Origin of the sequence: Phaeospirillum tilakii (assembly GCF_042683125.1) — a bacterium.
GTDB lineage: Bacteria > Pseudomonadota > Alphaproteobacteria > Rhodospirillales > Magnetospirillaceae > Phaeospirillum > Phaeospirillum tilakii.
The window spans coordinates 42,138-62,423 of sequence record NZ_JBHUIY010000014.1; the positions used below are offsets into that span (position 1 = coordinate 42,138).

A 20,286-nucleotide genomic window follows, 5' to 3' on the forward strand; every position below is an offset into this window, starting at 1 on the left:
GTTCTTGTACTCGGCCGCCCCGATGCGGCAAACATCCCACTATAAGGGGGCCGGGGCCGGGGAGACCAGGGGAGGATGCGGACAGGCTGCGCTGCCGCGGCGGTGATGATCTGGCTGTTCGGCCTGTTCGCGCTCGCGCCGCCGGTGCGGGCGGCGGACTCGGCGGTGGTGCTGCTGTATCACCGCTTCGACGATGATCGCGTCGCCGCCCTCAACACCACCTCCGACCAACTCGCCAGCCATATCGCCGAGTTGAAGAGCGGCGGCTTCACCGTGCTGCCGCTGCCCGAGATCGCCCACGCCTTGCGCGAGGGCCGGCGCCTGCCCGACAAGACGGTGGCGATCACCGTCGATGACGCCTCCTACGGCTTCTACAGCCGGGCCTGGCCGCTGCTGCGCGATGCCGGCCTGCCGGTCACCCTGTTCGTCGCCACCGACGAGATCGACCATGGCGGCGAAACCCTCGGCTGGAGCCAGCTGCGCGAATTGCGCGCCGAGGGGGTGACCATCGGCAGCCTGGGCGCCGCCCGGCTGCGTTTCCCCCGCGTCGGGGTCGAGGCCGCCGCCGCCGATCTCGGCCGCGCCCAGTCCCGCTTCGCCCAGGAACTCGGCACCGCCCCCGATCTGTTCGCCTGGCCGGGTGGCGAGGCCGACGCCATCTCGATCGCCCTGGTGCGTCAGGCCGGCTTCCTCGCCGCCTTCGGCCAGCATTCCGGTGCGCTGTGGCGCGGGTTCAATCCTTATTATCTGCCGCGCTTCATCATGATCGGGGCGCATGGCGAGCTTGACCGCTTCCGGCTGGTGGTGCGCTCGCTGCCGCTGCCGGCGGTCGATCTCACCCCGGCCGATCCGGTGGTGCGGGTCAATCCCCCCGCCTTCGGCTTCACCCTGGCCGAGGAGATCCCCGGCATCGCCGCCTTGTCCTGCTACGCCTCGCATGAGGGGCAGGTCCGGGTCGAGCAGCTCGGCCCCCGCATCGAGGTGCGGATGACCAAGCCGATCCCCCCCGGCCGCGCCCGGCTCAACTGCACCCTGCCCACCCTCGACGGCCGCTGGCGCTGGTTCGGCTGGCAGTTCGCCACCCCCTGAGCGTGGGCGCCGCCCACACCCGCCAAGGGCCGGGGGCCCTTGGATCCCGATCCTTCTCCGAGCGCCCGCGGACGGCCTTGACCGGCCGGGAGCCCATCGCTAGGGTTGCCGCTCCCCCCTTCCAGCGATGGCGGTTCCGATGGCGAGCAGCGGCGCAGCGCCCAGTTTCCAGAGCCTTATCCTCACCCTTCAGGCCTTCTGGGCCGAGCGGGGCTGTGTGATCCTCCAGCCCTACGACATGGAGGTCGGCGCCGGCACCTTTCACCCCGCCACCACCCTGCGCGCGCTGGGGCCGAAGCCGTGGCGCTGTGCCTATGTCCAGCCGTCGCGCCGGCCCAAGGACGGGCGCTATGGCGAGAATCCCAACCGGTTGCAGCATTATTATCAGTTCCAGGTGCTGCTGAAGCCGAGCCCGGCCGATCCGCAGGGGCTCTATCTCGACAGCCTGCGCGCGCTGGGGATCGATCCCGCCGCCCATGACATCCGTTTCGTCGAGGACGATTGGGAAAGCCCGACGCTGGGGGCCTGGGGCCTGGGCTGGGAAGTGTGGTGCGACGGGATGGAAGTCACCCAGTTCACCTATTTCCAGCAGGTCGGCGGCATCGAATGCGATCCGGTCGCGGTCGAGCTGACCTACGGGCTGGAACGGCTGGCGATGTACATCCAGGGGGTCGAGAACGTCTACGACCTGCGCTACAACGATGACGGCGTGCGCTACGGCGACATCTTCCTCGAAGCCGAGCGCGAATATTCCGCCCATAATTTCGAACATGCCGACACCGCGATGCTGCTGCGCCATTTCGAGGACGCCGAGGCGGAATGCAATGCGCTGCTGGCGGCCCGGCTGCCGCTGCCGGCCTATGACCAATGCATCAAGGCCAGTCACCGCTTCAACCTGCTCGACGCGCGCGGGGTGATCTCGGTCGCCGAGCGGCAGGCCTATATCGGCCGGGTGCGCGCCCTGGCCAAGGCCTGTTGCGAAGGCTGGCTCGCCCGTCAGGCGGAGGAGGCGTGATCATGGCCCAGTTCCTGCTCGAAATCCTGTCCGAGGAAATTCCCGCCCGCATGCAGGCCCGCGCCGCCGAGGATCTGCGCCGGATGATCGGCGACGGCCTCGCCGCCGGCGGCATCGCCTTCGACGATGCCCGCGCCTTGGTCACCCCGCGCCGGCTGGTGCTGGCGATCGACGGGCTGCCGCTGGCCGGGCCCGATCTGTCCGAGGAACGACGCGGCCCCCGCGTCGGCGCCCCGGCCCAGGCGCTCGACGGCTTCCTCAAATCGACCGGTCTGGCCCAGGACCAGCTCGAACAGCGCGACACCGGCAAGGGGGTGTTCTGGTTCGCGGTGATCGAGCGCAAGGGCCGCGCCACCGTCGATCTGCTGCGCGAGGTGGTCGAGGCCACCCTGGCCAATTTCCCCTGGCCCAAGTCGCAGCGTTGGGGCGCCCATGACGTGCGCTGGGTGCGGCCGATCCAGTCGATCCTGGCTTTGTTCGACGGCGCGGTGGTGCCGGTCGCCTTCGGCCCGGTCGCCGCCGCCGACACCAGCCGGGGCCATCGCTTCCTCGCCCCCGAACCGTTCGCCGTCACCGATTTCGCCGATTATCAGGCCAGGCTGCGCGCCGCCCAGGTGGTGCTCGATCCCGAGGAACGCCGCGCCGCGATCCTGGCCGGGGCCGAGGCGCTCGCCGCCGCCGAGGGGCTGCGGCTCAAGCCGGATGACGGCCTGCTGGCCGAAGTCACCGGGCTGGTCGAGGCGCCGGTGCCGCTGATCGGCAGCATCGACGACGCCTTCATGGACGTTCCGGCCGAGGTGCTGATCACCTCGATGCGCAGCCACCAGAAATATTTCAGCCTGCTGAAGCAGGACGGGTCGCTGGCGCCGCGCTTCGTGGTGATCGCCAACATGCGGGCCGCCGACGGCGGCGCGGCGATCGTCGCCGGCAACCAGCGGGTGCTGCGCGCCCGTCTGTCCGACGCCAAGTTCTTCTGGGACACCGACCGCCGCCACCGGCTCGATTCGCGCCTGCCCAAGCTGGCCGAGCGCACCTTCTATGCCGGGCTCGGCTCGATGCTCGACAAGGCCGGCCGCATCGCCGCGCTGGCGGCCGAGATCGCCCGCCGCCTCGGCGCCGACGCCGCCCTGGCCGAGCGCGCCGGCCGGCTGGCCAAGGCCGATCTGTCGTCGGAAATGGTCGGCGAGTTCCCCGAACTCCAGGGGATCATGGGCCGCTATTACGCCCGCAACGACGGCGAGGATCCGGCGGTGGCCGAGGCGATCGCGGCGCATTACGCCCCGGTCGGCCCGTCCGACGCCTGCCCGACCGCCCCGGTGGCGGTGGCGGTGGCGCTGGCCGACAAGATCGATTCGCTGGTCGGTTTCTTCGCCATCGACGAAAAGCCGACCGGTTCGAAGGATCCGTTCGCCCTGCGCCGCGCCGCGCTCGGCGTGATCCGGCTGATCGGCGAGAACAAGTTGCGCCTGTCGCTGGCCGCGCTGTTCGCCCATGCCCATGGGCTCTATCCGGCCGGGCTGAAGCGCGATGCCGCCACCACCACCGCCGATCTGTTGGCCTTCTTCGCCGACCGCCTCGCCGTCGCCTGGAAGGAACAGGGGATCCGTCACGACCTGATCGCGGCGGTGTTCGCGCTGGGCGGTCAGGACGATCTGGTGCTGCTGCGCCAGCGGGTCGAGGCGCTGGCCGGGTTCCTCGCCTCGGACGACGGCGCCAACCTGCTGATCGCCTATCGCCGCGCCGCCAACATCGTCCGCATCGAGGAGAAGAAGGACGGCATCCGCTTCACCGGCACGGTCGATCCGGCGGTGCTGGTCGAGGCCGAGGAACAGGCCCTGGCCGCCGCGCTCGACGCGGTCGGGCCGGCGGTGGCCCAGGCGGTGGCGGGCGAGGATTTCGCGGCGGCGATGGCGGCGCTGGCCACCCTGCGCCGGCCGCTCGACGCCTTCTTCGACCGCGTCACCGTCAACGCCCCCGAGCCGGAACGCCGCGTCGCCCGCCTGACCCTGCTCGCCGCGATCGGCGCGGCGATGGAGGCGGTGGCCGATTTCTCCCGGGTCGAAGGCTGACGTCTCGGCGGGCTGCCGCCCGCACCCGCTTGGAGGCTGGCGCCTCCAAACCTCCCTTTTTTTCATCGATGAAAACAAAGGGGGGCCGGGGCATCGCCCCGGCCGGGTGCGGGCGGGAGCCCGCTTTAATCACTTGTTATAGGCCGCCTGATATAGCTGACTCCGCCCGGTCAAAGGGAGGGAGGCATCATGGCGGCCAAGTCGCGCAGCGAAATCATCGGCGACATCGAGGACTTCATCGCGCGCAACGGCGGCGAGTTCGGCGGGTGGTATGTCGGGGTGGCGGCGGCGCCCCGGGCCAAGCTGCAACGCCAGCACCGGGTCAAGGACAAGGGCGACGCCTGCATCGCCCGCCGCGCCAGGGATGAATACGAGGCGCACGAGGTGGCGGAATATTTCCGCACCACCCGGGGCACCCGGGGCCGGGCGGGCAACCGGGCGATGCCGATGTCTGCGTCTACGGCTACAAGATCAAGTCGCACACCAAGCCGTGAGGCTCAGCCCGGCTTGCGGGCCAGCCAGCTGCGCTTGAGCAGGGTGTAGAGCCGGACCTCGGTCTGCTGGCGGGGGTCGAGCCGCGCCGCCAGTTCGGCCCGGGCCAGCGCCAGCAATTCCGCCCCGGTGGTGGGGGCGGCCAGCAGCGAGGTCACCAGCTCGCGCCGGATCAGCGGCGGATAGGCCAGGATCTCGCGCAGCAGCGCGGCCTTGATCACCATCGAGATCCGTTCGCTGGCGAACAGCCGGTCGACACACATCGCATAGATGCCGAAATCGAGCTTGCCGGCGACCTGCCGGGTGAAATCGAGGAACTCGTCAACGAAGGCGCCGTGCGAGATCCGTCCCTCGCCCAGCAGGCGGACCACGTCGAGGAAGGCGCGGTAGCGCTGGCGGGCGACGCCGATGCTGTCGCCCAGTTCGGCGGCGAGGTCGCGGATGCGGGCCTCGCGGAAATGGGTCTGGATCAGGCTTTCCGCCGAATCCCGGGCTTCCGGGGCGAAGGCGGTGTCCTCGATCAGGGCGAACAGCCGCTCGTAGCGGTCGCGCTCGCCGGCGCCCAGCTTGCTGGCGGCGACGCCGAGCGGAATCAGCGCGGCGCGGGCGACCTGGCCGTCGCGGGCGACGATCGCCGCCATCGACAGGGCAGCGGGGTCGGGAATCGAGCCGTCGAGCAGGTCGTCGGTGATCACCAGCCGCTGGCCCGGGGCCAGGCTGAGGTTGGTGTCGAGCGCGCCGCATTCCATGAAATGGGCGGCCAGATCGAACGGCGCGGACGCGGCCGGCGCGAGCGGGAACGGGGTCGGTGCCATCGGCGCATTGAGCCATAGAACCGGGGCGGCGGCAAGCGCGGCCCGGCGCCGCGCCGGACCGCGCCCGGTCCGTGGTTCAGGCGAAGCGGCGCGGCATGCGGAACGGCAGCAGCGCCTGGACCCAGCTCTTGCCGAAGCGGTCGAGGCACAGGCTTTCATGCACCCCGGTCACCTTCTCGCCGAACAGATGGGTGCCGATCACCGAGCGGGTGTAGAACGGCGTGTCCTCCAGCGCCTCGACCAGCCGGGCGGAGTGGCCCGCATCGGCGCGGGTCTCGCGCCACACCTTCCACGCGCCGGTCGGCAGCGGGGCGGGGGGCGGCGGCTCGCGGTCCTCGACCTTGCCGTCACGGCCGATCTTCAGCGCCACCGCGAGGTCGGTGCCGTCGCGGCGGGTGACGTCGTACAGCACCGCGGTGCCGTCCGACAGCGGGGCGCGGGCCCAGGTCCAGCGGGTGAACGAGCTTTCGAGCGGCACCGCGCCGTTGTTGCCGTCGAAATAGCCCGGGCCGGACCAGCTGAGGCCGGGCTGGCTCAGTTCGACCTCGACCCGGGCCTCGGGGGCGAACGGGGTCCAGCAATGCTCGCCCTTGGCGTCGAGCCGGACGGTGTGGCGGGTCAGCACGCGGGGATGGACCCGCACCGTGCCGCGAATCCGGCCGGGCAGGGGGAAGGTCCGTTCCGACAGGCGGATTTCCAGCGCGCTGCCGGTCCAGCGCAGCGCGCTCGGCCCGATCACCAGGGTGTCGGCGGTGCGGTGCACCGCCGCGCGCCGGCGCTCGGTCATCGCCCAGCCCCGGGGGGCGGCGCCGTAGAGGCAGACATTGACCGAGCAATGGTCGAGCGGGTCGGCCTCCCGGCCCCGCCGCGCCCAGGCGTAATAAGGAGAGAACACGCTGCCGAGGAAGAAGATCAGGGTCAGGGCGTGGCGGCCGTCGTCGCTGATCGCGTCGATGTACCACCACGCATAGCCCGAGGCCGGCACCGGCAGGTCGAAACGGGGGCCGCCCCGGTCGTTGAAGGCGTCGGGGCGGGGCGAAGCGAAGCGGCGGCCGCAGGGCAGCGGGCCGGGGTCGGGCAGATCGGTTTCGGAGGGGCGGATCAGGCCTTCGATCAGGCCGTCGGCGGCGCGGCCGGTGTCGATCGCGGCGGGATCGCCGCTGCCGCCGCGCAGCGCGGGGCGAATCCTCAGGGAAGGGCGAAGCCCGTTCAATCGCATCTCTTTTCCGTCTCCGCCGGGAGTCCTGGGCCGGGTGGGGCCGGACCCCGGCGGCGCCGGCCCCGGCGGCTAGGTGTGGTCGAAATCCCCGCCGCTGTCACGGGAAAAACGTGCCGTCCTGCCCCGGTCGCGAGTCCCTTCCCACGGCCGGCGGAATTTGACATATTGGCGACCACGGGACGTTTCAGGACTTTGACAGGGGGACAACATGGATGCCATGGCTCGGGTCGAGGGGGCTCTGACCACGGCGCTGGGGCGGTTCGGCGGGCCGGGATGCCCGCCGCGTCTGGCCGAAGCGGTGCAGCACGCGGTGTTTCCGGGCGGGTCGCGGCTGCGGCCGCGTCTGTGCCTTGCCGTCGCCGCCGCCTGCGGTGACGACGCGCCGGGTCTGGCCGATGCCACCGCCGCCGCGATCGAGCTTTTGCACTGCGCCTCGCTGGTGCATGACGACATGCCCTGTTTCGACAATGCCGACCTGCGTCGCGGTCGGGCCTCGGTCCACAAGGCCTATGGCGAGCCGCTGGCCCTGCTGGTCGGCGACGCCCTGATCGTGCTGGCGTTCGAGCAGCTCGCCTTGGCCGGGGTGCCCCGGCCGGAGCGGATCGCGCCGCTGATGCTGATGGTCGGCGGCTCGGTCGGCGCGCCGACCGGCATCATCGCCGGTCAGGCCTGGGAGTGCGAGGACCAGATCAACCTGTCCGAATACCACCAGCAGAAGACCGGTGCCCTGTTCGCCGCCGCCACCATGGCCGGCGCCGCCGCCGCCGGGGCCGATCCCGAGGCGTGGCGCGCGCTGGGCGAACGGCTGGGCGAGGCCTATCAGGTGCTCGACGACATCCGCGACGTCGCCGCCAAGCCGGAGGAAATCGGCAAGCCGACCGGTCAGGACCGTGCCAACGACCGCCCCAGCGCGGCGTTGCAGCTGGGTCTCGCCGGGGCGCTGCGCCGGCTCGACGAGCTGTCGGCGGCGGCGATCGCCGCGATCCCCGACTGCCCCGGCCGCGAGGCGCTGCAGACCCTGATCCATCAGCAGGTGTCGAGCCTGCTGCCGAAGAAGCTGCGCCGCGCCGCCTGAGGCCGTCGCCGCCCGTTCCAGACCGGCTTGATTCGCTGGCGCCTCCCGTCGCGGTTGCGACGGGAGCGGCGGGGGCGCGTCTGCCCGCCGCCCGCCGGGGTGCTGCAAGAAAAGCGTGTCTTTTCAATTGGTTGGTCTGGAATTTTTCCGCGATCGGGGGCGGGGCGAGCCGCCAGAAATCGATTGACAGCGGGGTCGGCCAGCATAAACTGGCGCCTCGGACGAAGGTTGGCCCGCAAGGGATCCGCTGGGGGAAGTGGATGAACACCATTGCCGTCGTGCTCACGGAACCGGAGCGCCTCGAGCTTAGTCGATTGGAACTGACGCCTCCCGGTGACGAGGACGTCGTCGTCGATATCGAGTGGAGCGGCATCAGCACCGGCACCGAGCGTCTTCTTTATACCGGCCGCATGCCGCCGTTCCCCGGCATGGGCTATCCCCTGGTTCCCGGTTACGAATCCGTCGGCCGCGTCGCCCTGGCCGGCCCGGCCTCCGGCCGCCGCGTCGGCGAGCGGGTGTTCGTGCCCGGCGCCCGCTGTTATGGCGAGGTGCGCGGCCTGTTCGGCGGCGCCGCCCAGCGGGTGGTGGTGCCGGGTGCCCGGGTCCATCCGGTCGAGGATTCGCTGGGCGAACGCGCCGTGCTGCTGGCGCTGGCCGCCACCGCCTATCACACCATGGCGCCCGAAGGGGTCCGTCTGCCCGAGCTGATCGTCGGTCACGGCGTGCTCGGCCGGCTGGTCGCCCGCATCGCGGTGGCGCTCGGCGCCCAGCCGACGGTGTGGGAGCGCAATCCGGTGCGGATGGACGGGGCCCAGGGCTACGCGGTGATCGATCCGGCCACCGACACCCGCCAGGATTACCGCGCGATCTATGACGTCAGCGGCGATGTCGGTCTGCTCGACACCCTGATCGGCCGTCTCGCCCCCGGGGGCGAGGTGGTGCTGGCCGGGTTCTATCACGAGCCGGTCAGCTTCGCCTTCCCGCCCGCCTTCATGCGCGAGGCGCGGCTGCGCATCGCCGCCGAATGGCGCGAGCCGGACCTGCCGGCGGTGATGGCCCTGATCCGCGACGGCAAGCTGTCGCTCGACGGCCTGATCACCCACCGCCATCCGGCGCCCGAGGCCGCCCAGGCCTACCGGACCGCGTTCAGCGATCCGACCTGTCTCAAGATGATTCTCGATTGGGGAGCTTGCTCATGACCGCGCCGCTCGATGGCGTCCCTCCGTCCGGCAAGGGAGGCGCGGCCGCGCCGGGGGTCCTGGCCGATGGCCGCAGCCGGGCGGCGGCCAAGACCCAGATCATCGCCATCTATGGCAAGGGGGGCATCGGCAAGAGCTTCACGCTCGCCAACCTCTCCTACATGATGGCCCAGCGCGGCAAGAAGGTGCTGCTGATCGGCTGCGACCCGAAGAGCGACACCACCTCGCTGCTGTTCGGCGGTCGCGCCTGTCCGACCATCATCGAGACCTCGGCCCGCAAGAAGGCGGCGGGCGAGGAGGTGACGATCGGCGACGTCTGCTTCAAGCGCGACGGGGTGTTCGCGATGGAGCTGGGCGGGCCGGAGGTCGGTCGCGGCTGTGGCGGCCGTGGCATCATCCACGGCTTCGAGATCCTGGAGAAGCTCGGCTTCCATGACTGGGATTTCGATTACGTCCTGCTCGATTTCCTCGGCGACGTGGTGTGCGGCGGGTTCGGCCTGCCGATCTCGCGCGACATGTGCCAGAAGGTGATCGTGGTCGGTGCCAACGACCTCCAGTCGCTCTACGTCGCCAACAACGTCTGTTCGGCGGTCGAGTATTTCCGTCGCCTCGGCGGCAATGTCGGCGTCGCCGGCATCGTCATCAACAAGGATGACGGCACCGGCGAGGCTCAGGCCTTCGCCGCCCAGGCCCAGATTCCGATCCTCGCCACCATTCCCGCCGACGAGGGGATCCGCCGGCTGTCGGCCGCCTACGAGATCGTCGCCCAGCCCGACGGCACCTGGGGCCCGCTGTTCGCGGCGCTGGCCGAGCAGGTCGATCTGGCGCCGCCGATCCATCCGAAGCCGCTGTCGCAGGAAGGCCTCCTCAACCTGTTCAAGGGCGACGCGGTCGGTCGCGACGTGACCCTGGTCCCGGCCACCGCCGAGGATATGGGTGGGCTTCAGGCGGCCCGCAAGCCCTCGCTCGAAGTCATCTACGAAACCCCGTAAGGAAGCCCCTGTCGATGTCGTCCTCCACCCTCCTCACGCCGGCCTCGACCGGTCCCGGCTGCTCCGGCAGCGGGGAGACCGCGTCGGCGGGGAGTGTCCCGGCCAAGGGGCCGCACGATCAGGCCCAGACGATGTGCCCGGCCTTCGGCGCGCTCCGCGTCGGGCTGCGGATGCGGCGCACCGCCACCATCCTGGTCGGCTCGGGCTGTTGCGTTTACGGCCTGTCCTTCACCTCGCACTTCTATGGCGCCCGGCGCACCGTCGGCTACGTGCCGTTCGATTCCGAGACGCTGGTGCGCGGCCAGGTGTTCGAGGACGTGCAGAAGGCGGTCTATCAGATGGCGCGGCCGGAGCAGGTCGATACCGTCATCGTAATCAATCTCTGCGTCCCGACCGCCTCGGGGGTGCCGCTCGACCTGCTGCCGAAGCAGATCGACGGGGTGCGCATCATCACCATCGAGGTGCCCGGCTTCGGGGTGCCGACCCACGCCGAGGCCAAGGACGTGCTGAGCGGGGCGATGCTGCGCTATGCCCGGCTCGAGGCCGAATCCGGCCCGGTGGCGGCGCCGCGCGGCGGCCGCGCCGAGCTGCCGACCGTGGCGCTGATGGGCGAACTGTTCCCGGCCGACCCGATGGTGATCGGCGGGCTGCTCCAGCCGATGGGGCTGGCGCTGGCGCCGCAGGTGCCGTCGCGCGAATGGCGCGACCTCTATGCCGCGCTCGATTGCGTCGTCGCCGCCGCGATCCATCCGTTCTACACCAACTCGGTGCGTGAGTTTCAGGCGGCGGGCCGGCCGGTGGTCGGCTCCGGCCCGGTCGGGTACGAAGGCACCGCCGCGTGGCTGGAGGCGATCGGCAAGGCGGTCGGGATCGGCGACAAGCAGATCGACGCCGCCAAGGACCGCGCCCTGCCGGGGATCCGCGCCGCGCTCGACGCCCATCCGATCAAGGCCCGCGTCACCGTTTCGGGCTATGAGGGCTCGGAATTGCTGGTGGCCCGGCTGATGGTCGAGGCCGGGGCCGAGGTGCCCTATGTCGGCACCGCGACGCCGCGCACCCCGTGGAACCAGGGCGATGCCGAATGGCTGGCGGCCAAGGGCGTCCATGTCCAGTTCCGCGCCACCCTCGAACAGGACATCGCGGCGATGCGGGACGCCCGGCCGGATCTGGCCCTCGGCGTCACTCCGCTGGTGCAGCACGCGAAGGAGATGGCGATTCCCGCCCTGTATTTCACCAACATGGTGTCGGCCCGGCCGCTGTTCGGCCCGGCCGGTGCCGGTTCGATCGCCGCGATCGTCGCCGCCCAGAGCGCCGGCAAGGCCCGGTTCGAACGGATGCTGGCCTTCTTCGATCAGGTCGGCCAGGGCAAGGCCACCGGCTATGGTCCCAACCCGCCGCTCGGCGCGCAGGGGAGGGCCTGATTATGCTGGTGCTCGATCTCGACCGGGCGGGCGGCTACTGGGGCGCGGTCTACGCCTTCTCGGCGATCCGTGGCCTGCGGCTGGTGATCGACGGGCCGGTCGGCTGTGAAAACCTGCCGGTGACCGCGGTGCTGCATTACACCGACGCGCTGCCGCCGCATGAACTGCCGATCGTGGTGACCGGGCTGTCGGAAGAGCAGCTGTCGATGAGTGGCACCGAGGACGCGCTGCGGCGCGCCAGCGCCACCCAGGACCAGTCGATGCCGGCGGTGGTGCTGACCGGCTCGATCGCCGAGATGATCGGCGGCGGCGTCACCCCGGAAGGGTCGAACCTGCTGCGCTTCATCCCGCGCACCATCGACGACGACCAGTGGCAGGCGGCCGACCGGGCGATCTTCTGGCTGTGGACCCAGTTCGGCGCCAAGCATGCCCCGGCCAAGCCGCGGGTGCGGGCGGCGGGGGAAAAGCCGCGCGTCAACATCATCGGCCCGATTTACGGCACCTTCAACATGCCGTCCGATCTCGCCGAGATCCGCCGGCTGGTCGAGGGGATCGGCTGCGAGGTCAATCTGGTGTTCCCGCTCGGGACCCATGTCGACGACATCCGCCGGCTGGGCGACGCCGACGTCAACATCGTGATGTACCGCGAATTCGGCCGCAAGCTGTGCGAGGAACTGGGCAAGCCCTACCTCCAGGCGCCGATCGGGGTGTTCTCGACCACCGCCTTCCTGACCAAGCTGGGCGAACTGACCGGGCTCGATCCCGAGCCGTTCATCGCCCAGGAGAAGCAGACCACGCTGAAGCCGGTGTGGGATCTGTGGCGGTCGGTGACCCAGGATTTCTTCGCCACCGCCCCGTTCGGCATCGTCGCCAGCGAGACCTATGTGCGGGGCGTGCGCGGCTTCCTCGAGGGCGAACTGGGCATGCCCTGCGCCTTTGCCATCGCCCGTCAGGCTGGAGTCAAGCCGGATAACCAAAAGGTCAGAGAGGCGCTCAAGGCGAATCCGCCGTTGGTCCTGTATGGCTCCTATAACGAGCGTATGTATGCGGCCGAATTGGGGCTGCGTTCGATGTATATTCCAGCTTCTTTTCCCGGTGCCATCGTCAGGCGCTCGACCGGGACCCCTTTTATGGGGTATGCTGGCGCAACTTATCTGGTGCAGGAATACTGCAACGCGCTGTTCGACGCGCTGTTCCATATCCTGCCCTTGGGGACTGAGCTGGATCAGGTCGAGGGGACCCTGTCGCGTCTGGCTCGGATGGAGGCATTGGCCTGGGACGACGACGCGAGTCGGACGCTCGAGGCCGCTGTGGAGAGGGAACCGTTCCTGCTGAGAATTTCCGCCGCCAAGCGACTCCGCGACAGCGTTGAGCACGAGGTGCGCACGGCAGGAAGGGATCGGGTGACTGCGGCGGATGTGTCCGCCGCGCTGACCGCGCAGGGCGCGGGACGGGCGGCCTAGGGCCGGTCACCAAGCGAGTTTGCCGGCCCGTTCGCGGACCGGCGCCCCGCCGCCTGGGGGAGGCGGTTATGGCCGGAAGGCCTGTCGTTGGGAGTTCAATATGGCTAACTCAATAAGAGGAGGCGGGACCTTGTCTGGTCTGTCCGAGTCAGAAGCGCAGGAGTTCCACGGCATTTTCGTGACGAGCTTCATCTCCTTCATCGTAGTCGCCATCGTCGCGCACTTCCTCGCTTGGAAGTGGCGCCCCTGGCTGCCGGGCGTCAAGGGCTACGCGTTGCTTGACAACGCCAGCACCGTTGCGTCGTCGGTTCTCTCCAGCCTGGTCTAAGGAGGCTACGTAAATGTGGAAGATTTGGACTCTGTACGATCCGAGAAGAACTCTGACCGCGCTGTTCACCTTCCTGACCGTCCTCGGTCTGCTGATCCACTTCCTGCTGCTCAGCACCGATCGGTTCAACTGGCTTGACGGCGCCCGGGTTGCGCATGGATCCGTGGTCCAGCAGACCCTTCCGGTGCCGGCGAAGTAAGTAGCGTGGGCTAGGGCTTGGGCATGCGTCGTCCACCCTAGCCCAAAGCTGGCAATGTTCAGGCGAGGTCGCGGGGGATTCTTATCCCCCGCGCCTCTCTAAAGGGTGGACTTCAACATGGCGATGCTCAGTTTCGAGAAGAAATACCGCGTCCGAGGGGGGACGCTGGTGGGCGGCGATCTGTTCGATTTTTGGGTGGGGCCGTTTTACGTCGGGTTTTTCGGGGTGACGACGGTTTTCTTCACCTTGCTCGGCGTCGCCCTCATCGTTTTGGCTGCGTCGCACGGCCCGACGTGGAATCCGTGGGAGATCAGCATCGCCCCTCCTGATCTCAGCTACGGTCTTGGTTTCGCGCCGCTGAACGAAGGCGGCTTCTGGCAGTTCATCACCATCTGCGCGATTGGCGCCTTCGTGTCGTGGGCGCTGCGACAGGTTGAGATTTCCCGCAAGCTGGGCATCGGGCTGCATGTCCCGTTCGCCTTCAGCTTTGCGATTCTTGCGTATGTCACCTTGGTGGTCATCCGTCCGGTGCTGCTGGGCGCCTGGGGCTTCGGTTTCCCCTACGGCATCTTCAGCCACCTCGACTGGGTGTCGAACGTCGGCTACCAGTTCCTGCACTTCCACTACAACCCCGCGCACATGATCGCGATCAGCTTCTTCTTCACCAACGCCCTGGCGCTGGCGATGCATGGCGGTCTGATCCTGTCGGCCTCCAATCCGGGCAAGGGCGAAGTGGTGAAGGCGGCGGAACACGAAGATACCTTCTTCCGTGACGTGGTCGGCTATTCGAGCGGCGCGCTGGCGATTCACCGCATCGGCCTGTTCCTCGCGATCTCGGCGGCTTTCTGGAGCGCGGTCTGCATCGTGATCTCCGGTCCGTTCTGGACCCGCGGGTGGCCCGAGTGGTGGGGCTGGTGGCTCAATCTGCCCGTCTGGCGCTAACGCAAGGTGACCGTAATGACCGAATATCAAAACATCTTCAACCGCGTGCAAATCCGCGGTGAAACCTATCCGGGCATCGCGTTGCCACCCGGCCACGACGAGCGCTTCGGCAAGGGCTTCTTCGCCTACTGGGTCGGCAAGGTCGCGAATGCGCAGATCGGGCCGATCTATCTCGGCGGTTGGGGCGTTGCGTCGGCGCTGTGCTTCGGCATCGCCGCCTTCGTCTGCTTCTTCAGCTTCATGTCGCAGGTGAGCTGGGACTGGATCCAGTTCGTCCGTCAGTTCTTCTGGCTGGCGGTCGAGCCGCCGGCGCCGAGCTACGGCCTGCATCTGCCCCCGCTGGCCGAAGGCGGTTGGTGGCTGATCACCGGTTTCTTCCTGACCGCCTCGATTCTGTGCTGGTGGGTGCGCGTCTACACCCGCGCCCGGGCTCTCGGCCTTGGCACGCACGTGGCGTGGGCGTTTGCCGCCGCGATCTTCTTCTACCTCAGCCTCGGCCTGTTCCGGCCGCTGCTGATGGGGTCCTGGGGTGAGGCGGTGCCGTTCGGCCTGTTCCCGCACCTCGACTGGACCGCGTCGATCTCGATCCGCTACGGCAACTTCTACTACAACCCGTTCCATGCTCTTTCGATTGCCTTCCTCTATGGGTCGGCGGTGCTGTTCGCCATGCATGGCGGCACCCTGCTGGCGGTCAGCCGTTACGGCGGCGATCGCGAGCTGGAGCAGATCGTCGATCGCGGTACCGCGGTCGAGCGCGCGATGCTGCTGTGGCGCTGGCAGCTCGGTTTCAATGCCACGATCGAGTCGTTCCATCGCTGGGGCTACTGGTTCGCGGTGCTGACCGTCCTGACCGCCGCTATCGGCATCCTTCTGACCGGAACCGTGGTTGACAACTGGTATCTGTGGGCCGTCAAGCACAGTTTCGCTCCGTCCTATCCGCCGGTGTTCCACGTCACGGATCCGGCCTTGACCTCGGGGGTGGCGCAATGAAACTCGGAATTTCCGCTGTCATCGGACTCGCCGCCATCGCTGGCGCTGTGTTCGTCGCCACCACCTTTACCACGCCCCCGATCGACTCCGTGCAGCGCGGCTATCGCGGCCTGGGCATGATTCAGTCCTACCAGAATCGCGCCTATACCCGCCTCGTCGCCGCCAACCAGGCGCCGGAAGTGCTGCCGGCCGCCGATCCGGAAGGCAAGAAGGCCTCGGCCGAGTACAAGAACCTCAAGGTTCTGGGTGATCTCGACAAGGCCGAGTTCGACCGCCTGATGATGGCGATGACCAGCTGGGTCTCGCCGGACGCGGGCTGCAACTACTGCCACAATCCCGAGGACATGGCTTCCGACGAACTCTACACCAAGACGGTCGCCCGTCGGATGCTCGAGATGGTCGGGACCATCAACACCAAGTTCAAGGCCCACGTCGCCGAAACCGGCGTGACCTGCTACACCTGCCATCGTGGCGCGCCGGTGCCCAGCTACATCTGGTACACCAACACCAACGTGAGCCACGCTTCCGGCTACGCCCCCATCCCGAGCGGTCAGAACCGTGCCTCGGCGGTGGTGGCCGATACCGCGCTGCCCTACGACGTGTTCACGCCGTTCCTGAAGGAAGCCAACGACCTCCGCATCATCCCGCAGCAGGCTCTGCCGCAGAAGGATGCCGGTCCGCGCAAGTCGATCATTCAGGCGGAATGGACCTATGGCCTGATGACCCACATCTCTGACGGCCTGGGCGTCAATTGCACCTACTGCCACAACAGCCGGTCCTTCACCGACTGGAGTGAAAGCACCCCGCAGCGTGTGGTGGCGTGGAACGCCATCCGTCACGTCCGCGAGCTGAACAACACGGTGTTCGATCCGCTGGCGAAGATCCTTCCGGCCGCCCGTCTGGGCGCGGCGGGTGATGCGCCCAAGATCAATTGCACCACTTGCCACCAGGGGACCTTCAAGCCGCTCCTCGGTGTGTCCCAGCTGAAGGATTATCCGGAGCTGGCCACCCCGCTGTCGGTGAAGAACTAAGCCCTTCCTCTCCGCGCCGGCAGATGAGCTCTTCATCTGCCGGACGGACCAAGGATCGGACCCCAGTCGGGGGGAAGCCTGGTTTCAGGCTTCGCGCCGAACCGTTTTAGGGGGCCGCTCTTGCCCACTCTTCCATCGGGTTTCGGGGTGATATGTGGGCTCCGCCCACCCCCGCCAAGGGCCGCAAGGCCCTTGGAACCCATTGGTTGTCGGGTGCGGAGCGGCCTTCCCGCTTGGGCGCGGGCGTTTGCCGCGCGAAGGGCAAGGAACGGGATCCAAGGGCCTTCGGCCCTTGGCGGGGGCGGGCGGAGCCCGCAAAAAAAACCCCGGCACCGCAGGTGCCGGGGTTTTTCGTCGTCGGAAGGGCCTAGTTGCGGGCCTTGTCGACCAGCTTGTTCTTGGCGATCCACGGCATCATGCCGCGCAGCTTCTCGCCGACCGCCTCGATCTGGTGCTCGCTCTGGATGCGGCGGGTGGCCTTGAAGCTCGGCTGGCCGGCCTTGCATTCCAGCATCCAGTCGCGGACGAAGCGGCCGGACTGGATGTCTTCCAGCACCCGCTTCATCTCGGCCTTGGTCGCCTCGGTGACGATGCGCGGGCCGGTGACGTAATCGCCGTATTCGGCGGTGTTGCTGATCGAGTAGCGCATGTTGGCGATGCCGCCCTCATAGATCAGGTCGACGATCAGCTTCACTTCGTGCAGGCACTCGAAATAGGCCATTTCCGGCGCGTAGCCGGCCTCGACCAGGGTCTCGAACCCGTACTGGATCAGCTTGGTCAGGCCACCACACAGCACCACCTGCTCACCGAACAGGTCGGTCTCGCATTCCTCGCGGAAGGTGGTCTCGATGATGCCCGAGCGGCCGCCGCCGATCGCCGAGGCGTAGGACAGCGCCAGTTCGAGCGCGTTGCCGGTCGGGTTCTGCGCCACCGCGACCAGGCAGGGCACGCCGCCGCCCTTGAGGTATTCGCCGCGCACGGTGTGGCCGGGGCCCTTGGGGGCGACCATGAACACGTCGAGGTCGGCGCGGGCCTCGATCAGCTTGAAGTGGATGGCGAGGCCGTGGGCGAACACCAGCGCCGCACCCGGCTTCAGGTTGGCGGCGAGTTCGGCCTTGTAGAGATCGGCCTGGAGTTCGTCGGGGGTGAGGATCATCACCACGTCGGCCCAGGCGGCGGCCTCGGCCGGGGTCATCACCTTGAGGCCCTCGGCCTCGGCCTTCTTGATGGTCGCGGAACCGGGGCGCAGCGCCACCGCCACGTCCTTGACCCCGGAATCCCGCAGATTGAGGACATGGGCGTGGCCCTGGCTGCCGTAGCCGATGACGGCAACCTTCTTGCTCTTGATCAGATTGACGTCGGCATCCCGGTCATAATAGACGCGCATTTCGGTTCCCCATGTGCTTACGCGAGCTGGAATTCACTGCCGGCGGACCATAACAGGGGCGCCGCGCCCGAGGCAAATGCCCCGGGACGGCAGGGTCCGCCCATGCGATTCGGGCACCATACCGCGCCCCTCGCCGTCCCGCCAGCCTTTCGCGGTCCCAAGTGACGGGTCCCGGGGCGGCCGGCCCCGGGCGGGGGCGGCCGGAGCCCGCGCAACTTCGCGCTTCCGGTCGGGGGCGGCTTCCGCCAATATGCGCCCACATGAGCGATCCCTTTGCCCTTGACGACGACGCGCCGCCGCCGTCGCCCGCCGCTGCCGCCGGGCCGCTGGCGGTGCCGGACGATGCCCCCTGGCTGGCTGGCCTCAATCCCGAACAGCATCAGGCGGTGACCATCCTCGACGGCCCGCTGCTGGTGCTGTCGGGCGCCGGCACCGGCAAGACCCGGGTGCTGACCGCGCGCCTCGCCCATCTGCTGGCCTCGCGCCGGGCCCAGCCGTGGCAATGTCTGGCGGTGACCTTCACCAACCGCGCCGCGCGCGAGATGCGCGAGCGGGTGGCGGCGCTGGTCGGCCCCGCCGCCAACGATCTGTGGCTCGGCACCTTCCATTCGATCTGCCTGCGCATCCTGCGCCGCCATGCCGAGGCGGTCGGGCTGACCCATGATTTCACCATCCTCGACGCCGACGACCAGCTTCGCCTGCTGAAGCGGGTGATCGAGGAGGAGGGGCTCGACGTCAAATCCTGCCCGCCCCAGGCGGTGATGGCGCAGATCCAGCGCTGGAAGGATCAGGCGCTCGCCCCCGACAAGCTGCCGGCCGGCCGGCCGGGCGACGCCGCCCAGGCGCGCTCGGCGCGGCTGTACCGGCTCTATCAGGAGCGGTTGCGGGGCCTCAACGCCTGCGATTTCGGCGATCTGCTGCTGCATGTGCTGACCCTGTTCCTCGGTGACGAGGGGGTGCTGCGCTATTGGCAGGGCCGCTTCCGCTATCTGCTGGTCGATGAATATCAGGACACCAACGTCGCCCAGTATCTGTGGCTGCGGCTGCTGGCCCAGACCCATCACAACATCTGCTGCGTCGGCGACGACGACCAGTCGATCTATTCCTGGCGCGGGGCCGAGATCGGCAACATCCTGCGCTTCGAGCAGGACTTTCCCGGCGCCAAGCTGGTGCGGCTGGAACGCAATTACCGCTCGACTCCGCCGATCCTCGCCGCCGCCGCCGGGCTGATCGCCCATAACGAGGGGCGCCTCGGCAAGACCCTGCGGCCCGGCCGCGCCCACGATCCCGCCACCGTCGAAAAGGTGCGCAGCCGGGCGGTGTGGGACGGCGAGGCCGAGGCGCGGATGGTGGTCGAGGAGATCGAGGCGCTGCACCGGCGCGGCGACCGCCTGTCCGGGATGGCGATCCTGGTCCGGGTCGGCTTCCAGACCCGCGAGTTCGAGGAGCGGCTGATCGCCACCGGGGTGCCCTATCGGGTGATCGGCGGGCCGCGCTTCTACGAGCGGGCGGAAATCCGCGACGCGCTGGCCTATCTGCGGCTGGTGGTGGCGCCGAGCGACAGCCTCGCCTTCGAGCGGATCGTCAACCTGCCCAAGCGTGGGCTGGGCAACGCCGCGCTGGGCGAGATTGCCGCCTTCGCCCGGGCCCAAGGGCTGCCGCTGCTGGAGGCGGCGCGGCGGCTGGTGGCGAGCGGGGAGATGAAGCCGCGGCCGCGCAAGGCGCTGGGCGAGTTCGTCGCCGACATCGACCGCTGGCGCGCCCTGCTCGGCAGTCTGGCGCCGGAGGATCTGGCCGACACCATCCTCGACGAATCCGGCTATGTCGCGATGTGGAAGGCCGACAAGGCCCCCGACGCCGCCGGCCGGGTCGAGAATCTGGCCGAACTGACCGCCGCGATCGCCGAGTACGAGTCGATTCCCTCCTTCCTCGAGCATGTCGCCCTGGTGATGGAGAACGACGCCAAGGCCGAGGGCGACCGGGTGGTGGTGATGACCCTGCACGGTGCCAAGGGGCTGGAATTCGACAGCGTGTTCCTGCCCGGCTGGGAGGAGGAGGTCTTCCCCCATGTCCGTGCGCTGGAGGAAGGCGGCAACAAGGGGCTGGAGGAGGAGCGCCGGCTGGCCTATGTCGGCCTGACCCGGGCGCGGCGGCGGGTGCTGATCAGCTTCGCCGCCAATCGCCGCATCTACAATCAGTGGCGCACCCAATTGCCCAGCCGGTTCCTGGCCGAGATCCCCGACGACGAGATCGAGCGCGAGGCGGCGCCCGGCCTGTTCGCCGGCGGTGGCGGCGAGCCGGCGCCGCGCGACCCGTCGTGGGAGCGGCCCGAGCGGCCCCGATGGTCCGACCGTCCCCAGCGGGCCGAGCCCGCCGCCGCGTCATGGCCGAAGCCGGTGCGGCGGGGGGCGGCCTTCGCGGTCGGGGCGCGGGTCCGGCACGACCGGTTCGGCCTTGGCACCGTGCTGGCGGTCGAGGGCCACACCGTCCACGTCGCCTTCGACGAGGCCGGGCCCCGCACCCTGATCGATTCCTACCTGACCGCCGCCTGAACTGGAGC

At 69.0% G+C, this 20,286-nt stretch carries 18 protein-coding genes; 15 read left to right on the plus strand and 3 right to left on the minus strand.

Annotated elements, in window-relative coordinates:
- The first annotated feature begins 75 nt into the window (after nt 1-75).
- The 4 genes from ACFSNB_RS08820 (at nt 76) to ACFSNB_RS08835 (ending at nt 4,716) form a co-directional block, all read left to right on the plus strand.
- Nucleotides 76-1,089, plus strand: a complete 1,014-nt coding sequence (locus ACFSNB_RS08820) for a polysaccharide deacetylase family protein (RefSeq protein ID WP_377315806.1) — start codon at nt 76-78, stop codon at nt 1,087-1,089.
- A gap of 139 nt (nt 1,090-1,228) precedes the next feature.
- Nucleotides 1,229-2,104 carry a glycine--tRNA ligase subunit alpha gene (locus ACFSNB_RS08825; protein ID WP_377315807.1) on the plus strand — a complete coding sequence of 292 codons (876 nt, stop codon included), beginning with the start codon at nt 1,229-1,231 and terminating at the stop codon, nt 2,102-2,104.
- A 2-nt stretch (nt 2,105-2,106) separates the two neighbouring features.
- Nucleotides 2,107-4,173: a glycine--tRNA ligase subunit beta gene (gene glyS / locus ACFSNB_RS08830; RefSeq protein ID WP_377315808.1), complete on the plus strand. Its 2,067-nt coding sequence runs from the start codon at nt 2,107-2,109 to the stop codon at nt 4,171-4,173.
- Nucleotides 4,174-4,362: 189 nt separating this feature from the next.
- Nucleotides 4,363-4,716 carry a hypothetical protein gene (locus tag ACFSNB_RS08835; RefSeq protein ID WP_377315809.1) on the plus strand — a complete coding sequence of 118 codons (354 nt, stop codon included), beginning with the start codon at nt 4,363-4,365 and terminating at the stop codon, nt 4,714-4,716.
- Here ACFSNB_RS08835 and ACFSNB_RS08840 read toward each other — a convergent pair.
- Both ACFSNB_RS08840 and ACFSNB_RS08845 read right to left on the minus strand, forming a co-directional pair.
- Nucleotides 4,671-5,480 carry a hypothetical protein gene (locus ACFSNB_RS08840; RefSeq protein WP_377315810.1) on the minus strand — a complete coding sequence of 270 codons (810 nt, stop codon included), beginning with the start codon at nt 5,478-5,480 and terminating at the stop codon, nt 4,671-4,673. The two genes, ACFSNB_RS08835 and ACFSNB_RS08840, sit on opposite strands and share 46 nt — an antisense overlap.
- Before the next feature lie 76 nt (nt 5,481-5,556).
- A complete protein-coding gene (locus ACFSNB_RS08845; protein WP_377315811.1) occupies nt 5,557-6,699 on the minus strand; it encodes a carotenoid 1,2-hydratase in 1,143 nt (380 codons plus the stop codon).
- 208 nt (nt 6,700-6,907) lie between these two features.
- Here ACFSNB_RS08845 and ACFSNB_RS08850 point away from each other — a divergent pair, with 208 nt between their 5' ends.
- The 10 genes from ACFSNB_RS08850 to pufC all read left to right on the plus strand — a co-directional run bounded on the left by ACFSNB_RS08850 (nt 6,908) and on the right by pufC (nt 16,339).
- A complete protein-coding gene (locus ACFSNB_RS08850) occupies nt 6,908-7,774 on the plus strand; it encodes a polyprenyl synthetase family protein (protein WP_377315812.1) in 867 nt (288 codons plus the stop codon).
- Nucleotides 7,775-8,034: 260 nt separating this feature from the next.
- Entirely contained in the window at nt 8,035-8,973 is a 939-nt protein-coding gene (gene bchC, locus ACFSNB_RS08855; RefSeq protein WP_377315813.1) for a chlorophyll synthesis pathway protein BchC, read from the plus strand.
- Nucleotides 8,970-9,965: a chlorophyllide a reductase iron protein subunit X gene (locus tag ACFSNB_RS08860; RefSeq protein WP_377315814.1), complete on the plus strand. Its 996-nt coding sequence runs from the start codon at nt 8,970-8,972 to the stop codon at nt 9,963-9,965. Before bchC ends, ACFSNB_RS08860 begins: the two co-directional genes overlap by 4 nt.
- Before the next feature lie 14 nt (nt 9,966-9,979).
- The gene (gene bchY / locus ACFSNB_RS08865; RefSeq protein ID WP_377315815.1) at nt 9,980-11,386 is read left to right on the plus strand and encodes a chlorophyllide a reductase subunit Y; all 1,407 of its coding nucleotides are present in this window, start codon (nt 9,980-9,982) and stop codon (nt 11,384-11,386) included.
- 2 nt (nt 11,387-11,388) lie between these two features.
- Nucleotides 11,389-12,849, plus strand: a complete 1,461-nt coding sequence (gene bchZ / locus ACFSNB_RS08870) for a chlorophyllide a reductase subunit Z (RefSeq protein WP_377315816.1) — start codon at nt 11,389-11,391, stop codon at nt 12,847-12,849.
- 130 nt (nt 12,850-12,979) lie between these two features.
- Nucleotides 12,980-13,177 (plus strand): light-harvesting antenna LH1, beta subunit, encoded by a 198-nt coding sequence (gene pufB, locus ACFSNB_RS08875; protein WP_377315817.1) that lies wholly within the window; start codon nt 12,980-12,982, stop codon nt 13,175-13,177.
- A 13-nt stretch (nt 13,178-13,190) separates the two neighbouring features.
- Nucleotides 13,191-13,376, plus strand: a complete 186-nt coding sequence (gene pufA / locus ACFSNB_RS08880) for a light-harvesting antenna LH1, alpha subunit (protein ID WP_377315818.1) — start codon at nt 13,191-13,193, stop codon at nt 13,374-13,376.
- 117 nt (nt 13,377-13,493) lie between these two features.
- Nucleotides 13,494-14,318 carry a photosynthetic reaction center subunit L gene (pufL, locus tag ACFSNB_RS08885; protein WP_377315819.1) on the plus strand — a complete coding sequence of 275 codons (825 nt, stop codon included), beginning with the start codon at nt 13,494-13,496 and terminating at the stop codon, nt 14,316-14,318.
- Between the two features lie 15 nt (nt 14,319-14,333).
- A complete protein-coding gene (gene pufM, locus ACFSNB_RS08890) occupies nt 14,334-15,308 on the plus strand; it encodes a photosynthetic reaction center subunit M (RefSeq protein WP_377315820.1) in 975 nt (324 codons plus the stop codon).
- On the plus strand, nt 15,305-16,339 hold the full coding sequence (gene pufC / locus ACFSNB_RS08895) for a photosynthetic reaction center cytochrome PufC (RefSeq protein WP_377315821.1): 1,035 nt from the start codon (nt 15,305-15,307) through the stop codon (nt 16,337-16,339). The genes pufM and pufC overlap by 4 nt, the downstream gene beginning before the upstream one ends.
- A 367-nt stretch (nt 16,340-16,706) precedes the next feature.
- Here pufC and ilvC read toward each other — a convergent pair whose 3' ends face one another.
- Nucleotides 16,707-17,726, minus strand: a complete 1,020-nt coding sequence (gene ilvC / locus ACFSNB_RS08900) for a ketol-acid reductoisomerase (protein ID WP_377315822.1) — start codon at nt 17,724-17,726, stop codon at nt 16,707-16,709.
- Between the two features lie 260 nt (nt 17,727-17,986).
- On the opposite strand from ilvC, the gene ACFSNB_RS08905 reads away from it, so the two are divergent.
- Nucleotides 17,987-20,278, plus strand: coding sequence for an ATP-dependent helicase (locus ACFSNB_RS08905; protein ID WP_377315823.1), 2,292 nt, complete (start codon nt 17,987-17,989; stop codon nt 20,276-20,278).
- The last annotated feature ends 8 nt before the right edge of the window (nt 20,279-20,286 follow it).

Bases quoted from the DNA above. Each gene is read 5' to 3' on its own strand.
- ACFSNB_RS08820 (WP_377315806.1), top strand. From the start codon at position 76: ATGCGGACAGGCTGCGCTGCCGCGGCGGTGATGATCTGGCTGTTCGGC.
- ACFSNB_RS08825 (WP_377315807.1), top strand. From the start codon at position 1,229: ATGGCGAGCAGCGGCGCAGCGCCCAGTTTCCAGAGCCTTATCCTCACC.
- glyS (WP_377315808.1), top strand. From the start codon at position 2,107: ATGGCCCAGTTCCTGCTCGAAATCCTGTCCGAGGAAATTCCCGCCCGC.
- ACFSNB_RS08835 (WP_377315809.1), top strand. From the start codon at position 4,363: ATGGCGGCCAAGTCGCGCAGCGAAATCATCGGCGACATCGAGGACTTC.
- ACFSNB_RS08840 (WP_377315810.1), bottom strand. From the start codon at position 5,480: ATGGCACCGACCCCGTTCCCGCTCGCGCCGGCCGCGTCCGCGCCGTTC.
- ACFSNB_RS08845 (WP_377315811.1), bottom strand. From the start codon at position 6,699: ATGCGATTGAACGGGCTTCGCCCTTCCCTGAGGATTCGCCCCGCGCTG.
- ACFSNB_RS08850 (WP_377315812.1), top strand. From the start codon at position 6,908: ATGGATGCCATGGCTCGGGTCGAGGGGGCTCTGACCACGGCGCTGGGG.
- bchC (WP_377315813.1), top strand. From the start codon at position 8,035: ATGAACACCATTGCCGTCGTGCTCACGGAACCGGAGCGCCTCGAGCTT.
- ACFSNB_RS08860 (WP_377315814.1), top strand. From the start codon at position 8,970: ATGACCGCGCCGCTCGATGGCGTCCCTCCGTCCGGCAAGGGAGGCGCG.
- bchY (WP_377315815.1), top strand. From the start codon at position 9,980: ATGTCGTCCTCCACCCTCCTCACGCCGGCCTCGACCGGTCCCGGCTGC.
- bchZ (WP_377315816.1), top strand. From the start codon at position 11,389: ATGCTGGTGCTCGATCTCGACCGGGCGGGCGGCTACTGGGGCGCGGTC.
- pufA (WP_377315818.1), top strand. From the start codon at position 13,191: ATGTGGAAGATTTGGACTCTGTACGATCCGAGAAGAACTCTGACCGCG.
- pufL (WP_377315819.1), top strand. From the start codon at position 13,494: ATGGCGATGCTCAGTTTCGAGAAGAAATACCGCGTCCGAGGGGGGACG.
- pufM (WP_377315820.1), top strand. From the start codon at position 14,334: ATGACCGAATATCAAAACATCTTCAACCGCGTGCAAATCCGCGGTGAA.
- pufC (WP_377315821.1), top strand. From the start codon at position 15,305: ATGAAACTCGGAATTTCCGCTGTCATCGGACTCGCCGCCATCGCTGGC.
- ilvC (WP_377315822.1), bottom strand. From the start codon at position 17,726: ATGCGCGTCTATTATGACCGGGATGCCGACGTCAATCTGATCAAGAGC.
- ACFSNB_RS08905 (WP_377315823.1), top strand. From the start codon at position 17,987: ATGAGCGATCCCTTTGCCCTTGACGACGACGCGCCGCCGCCGTCGCCC.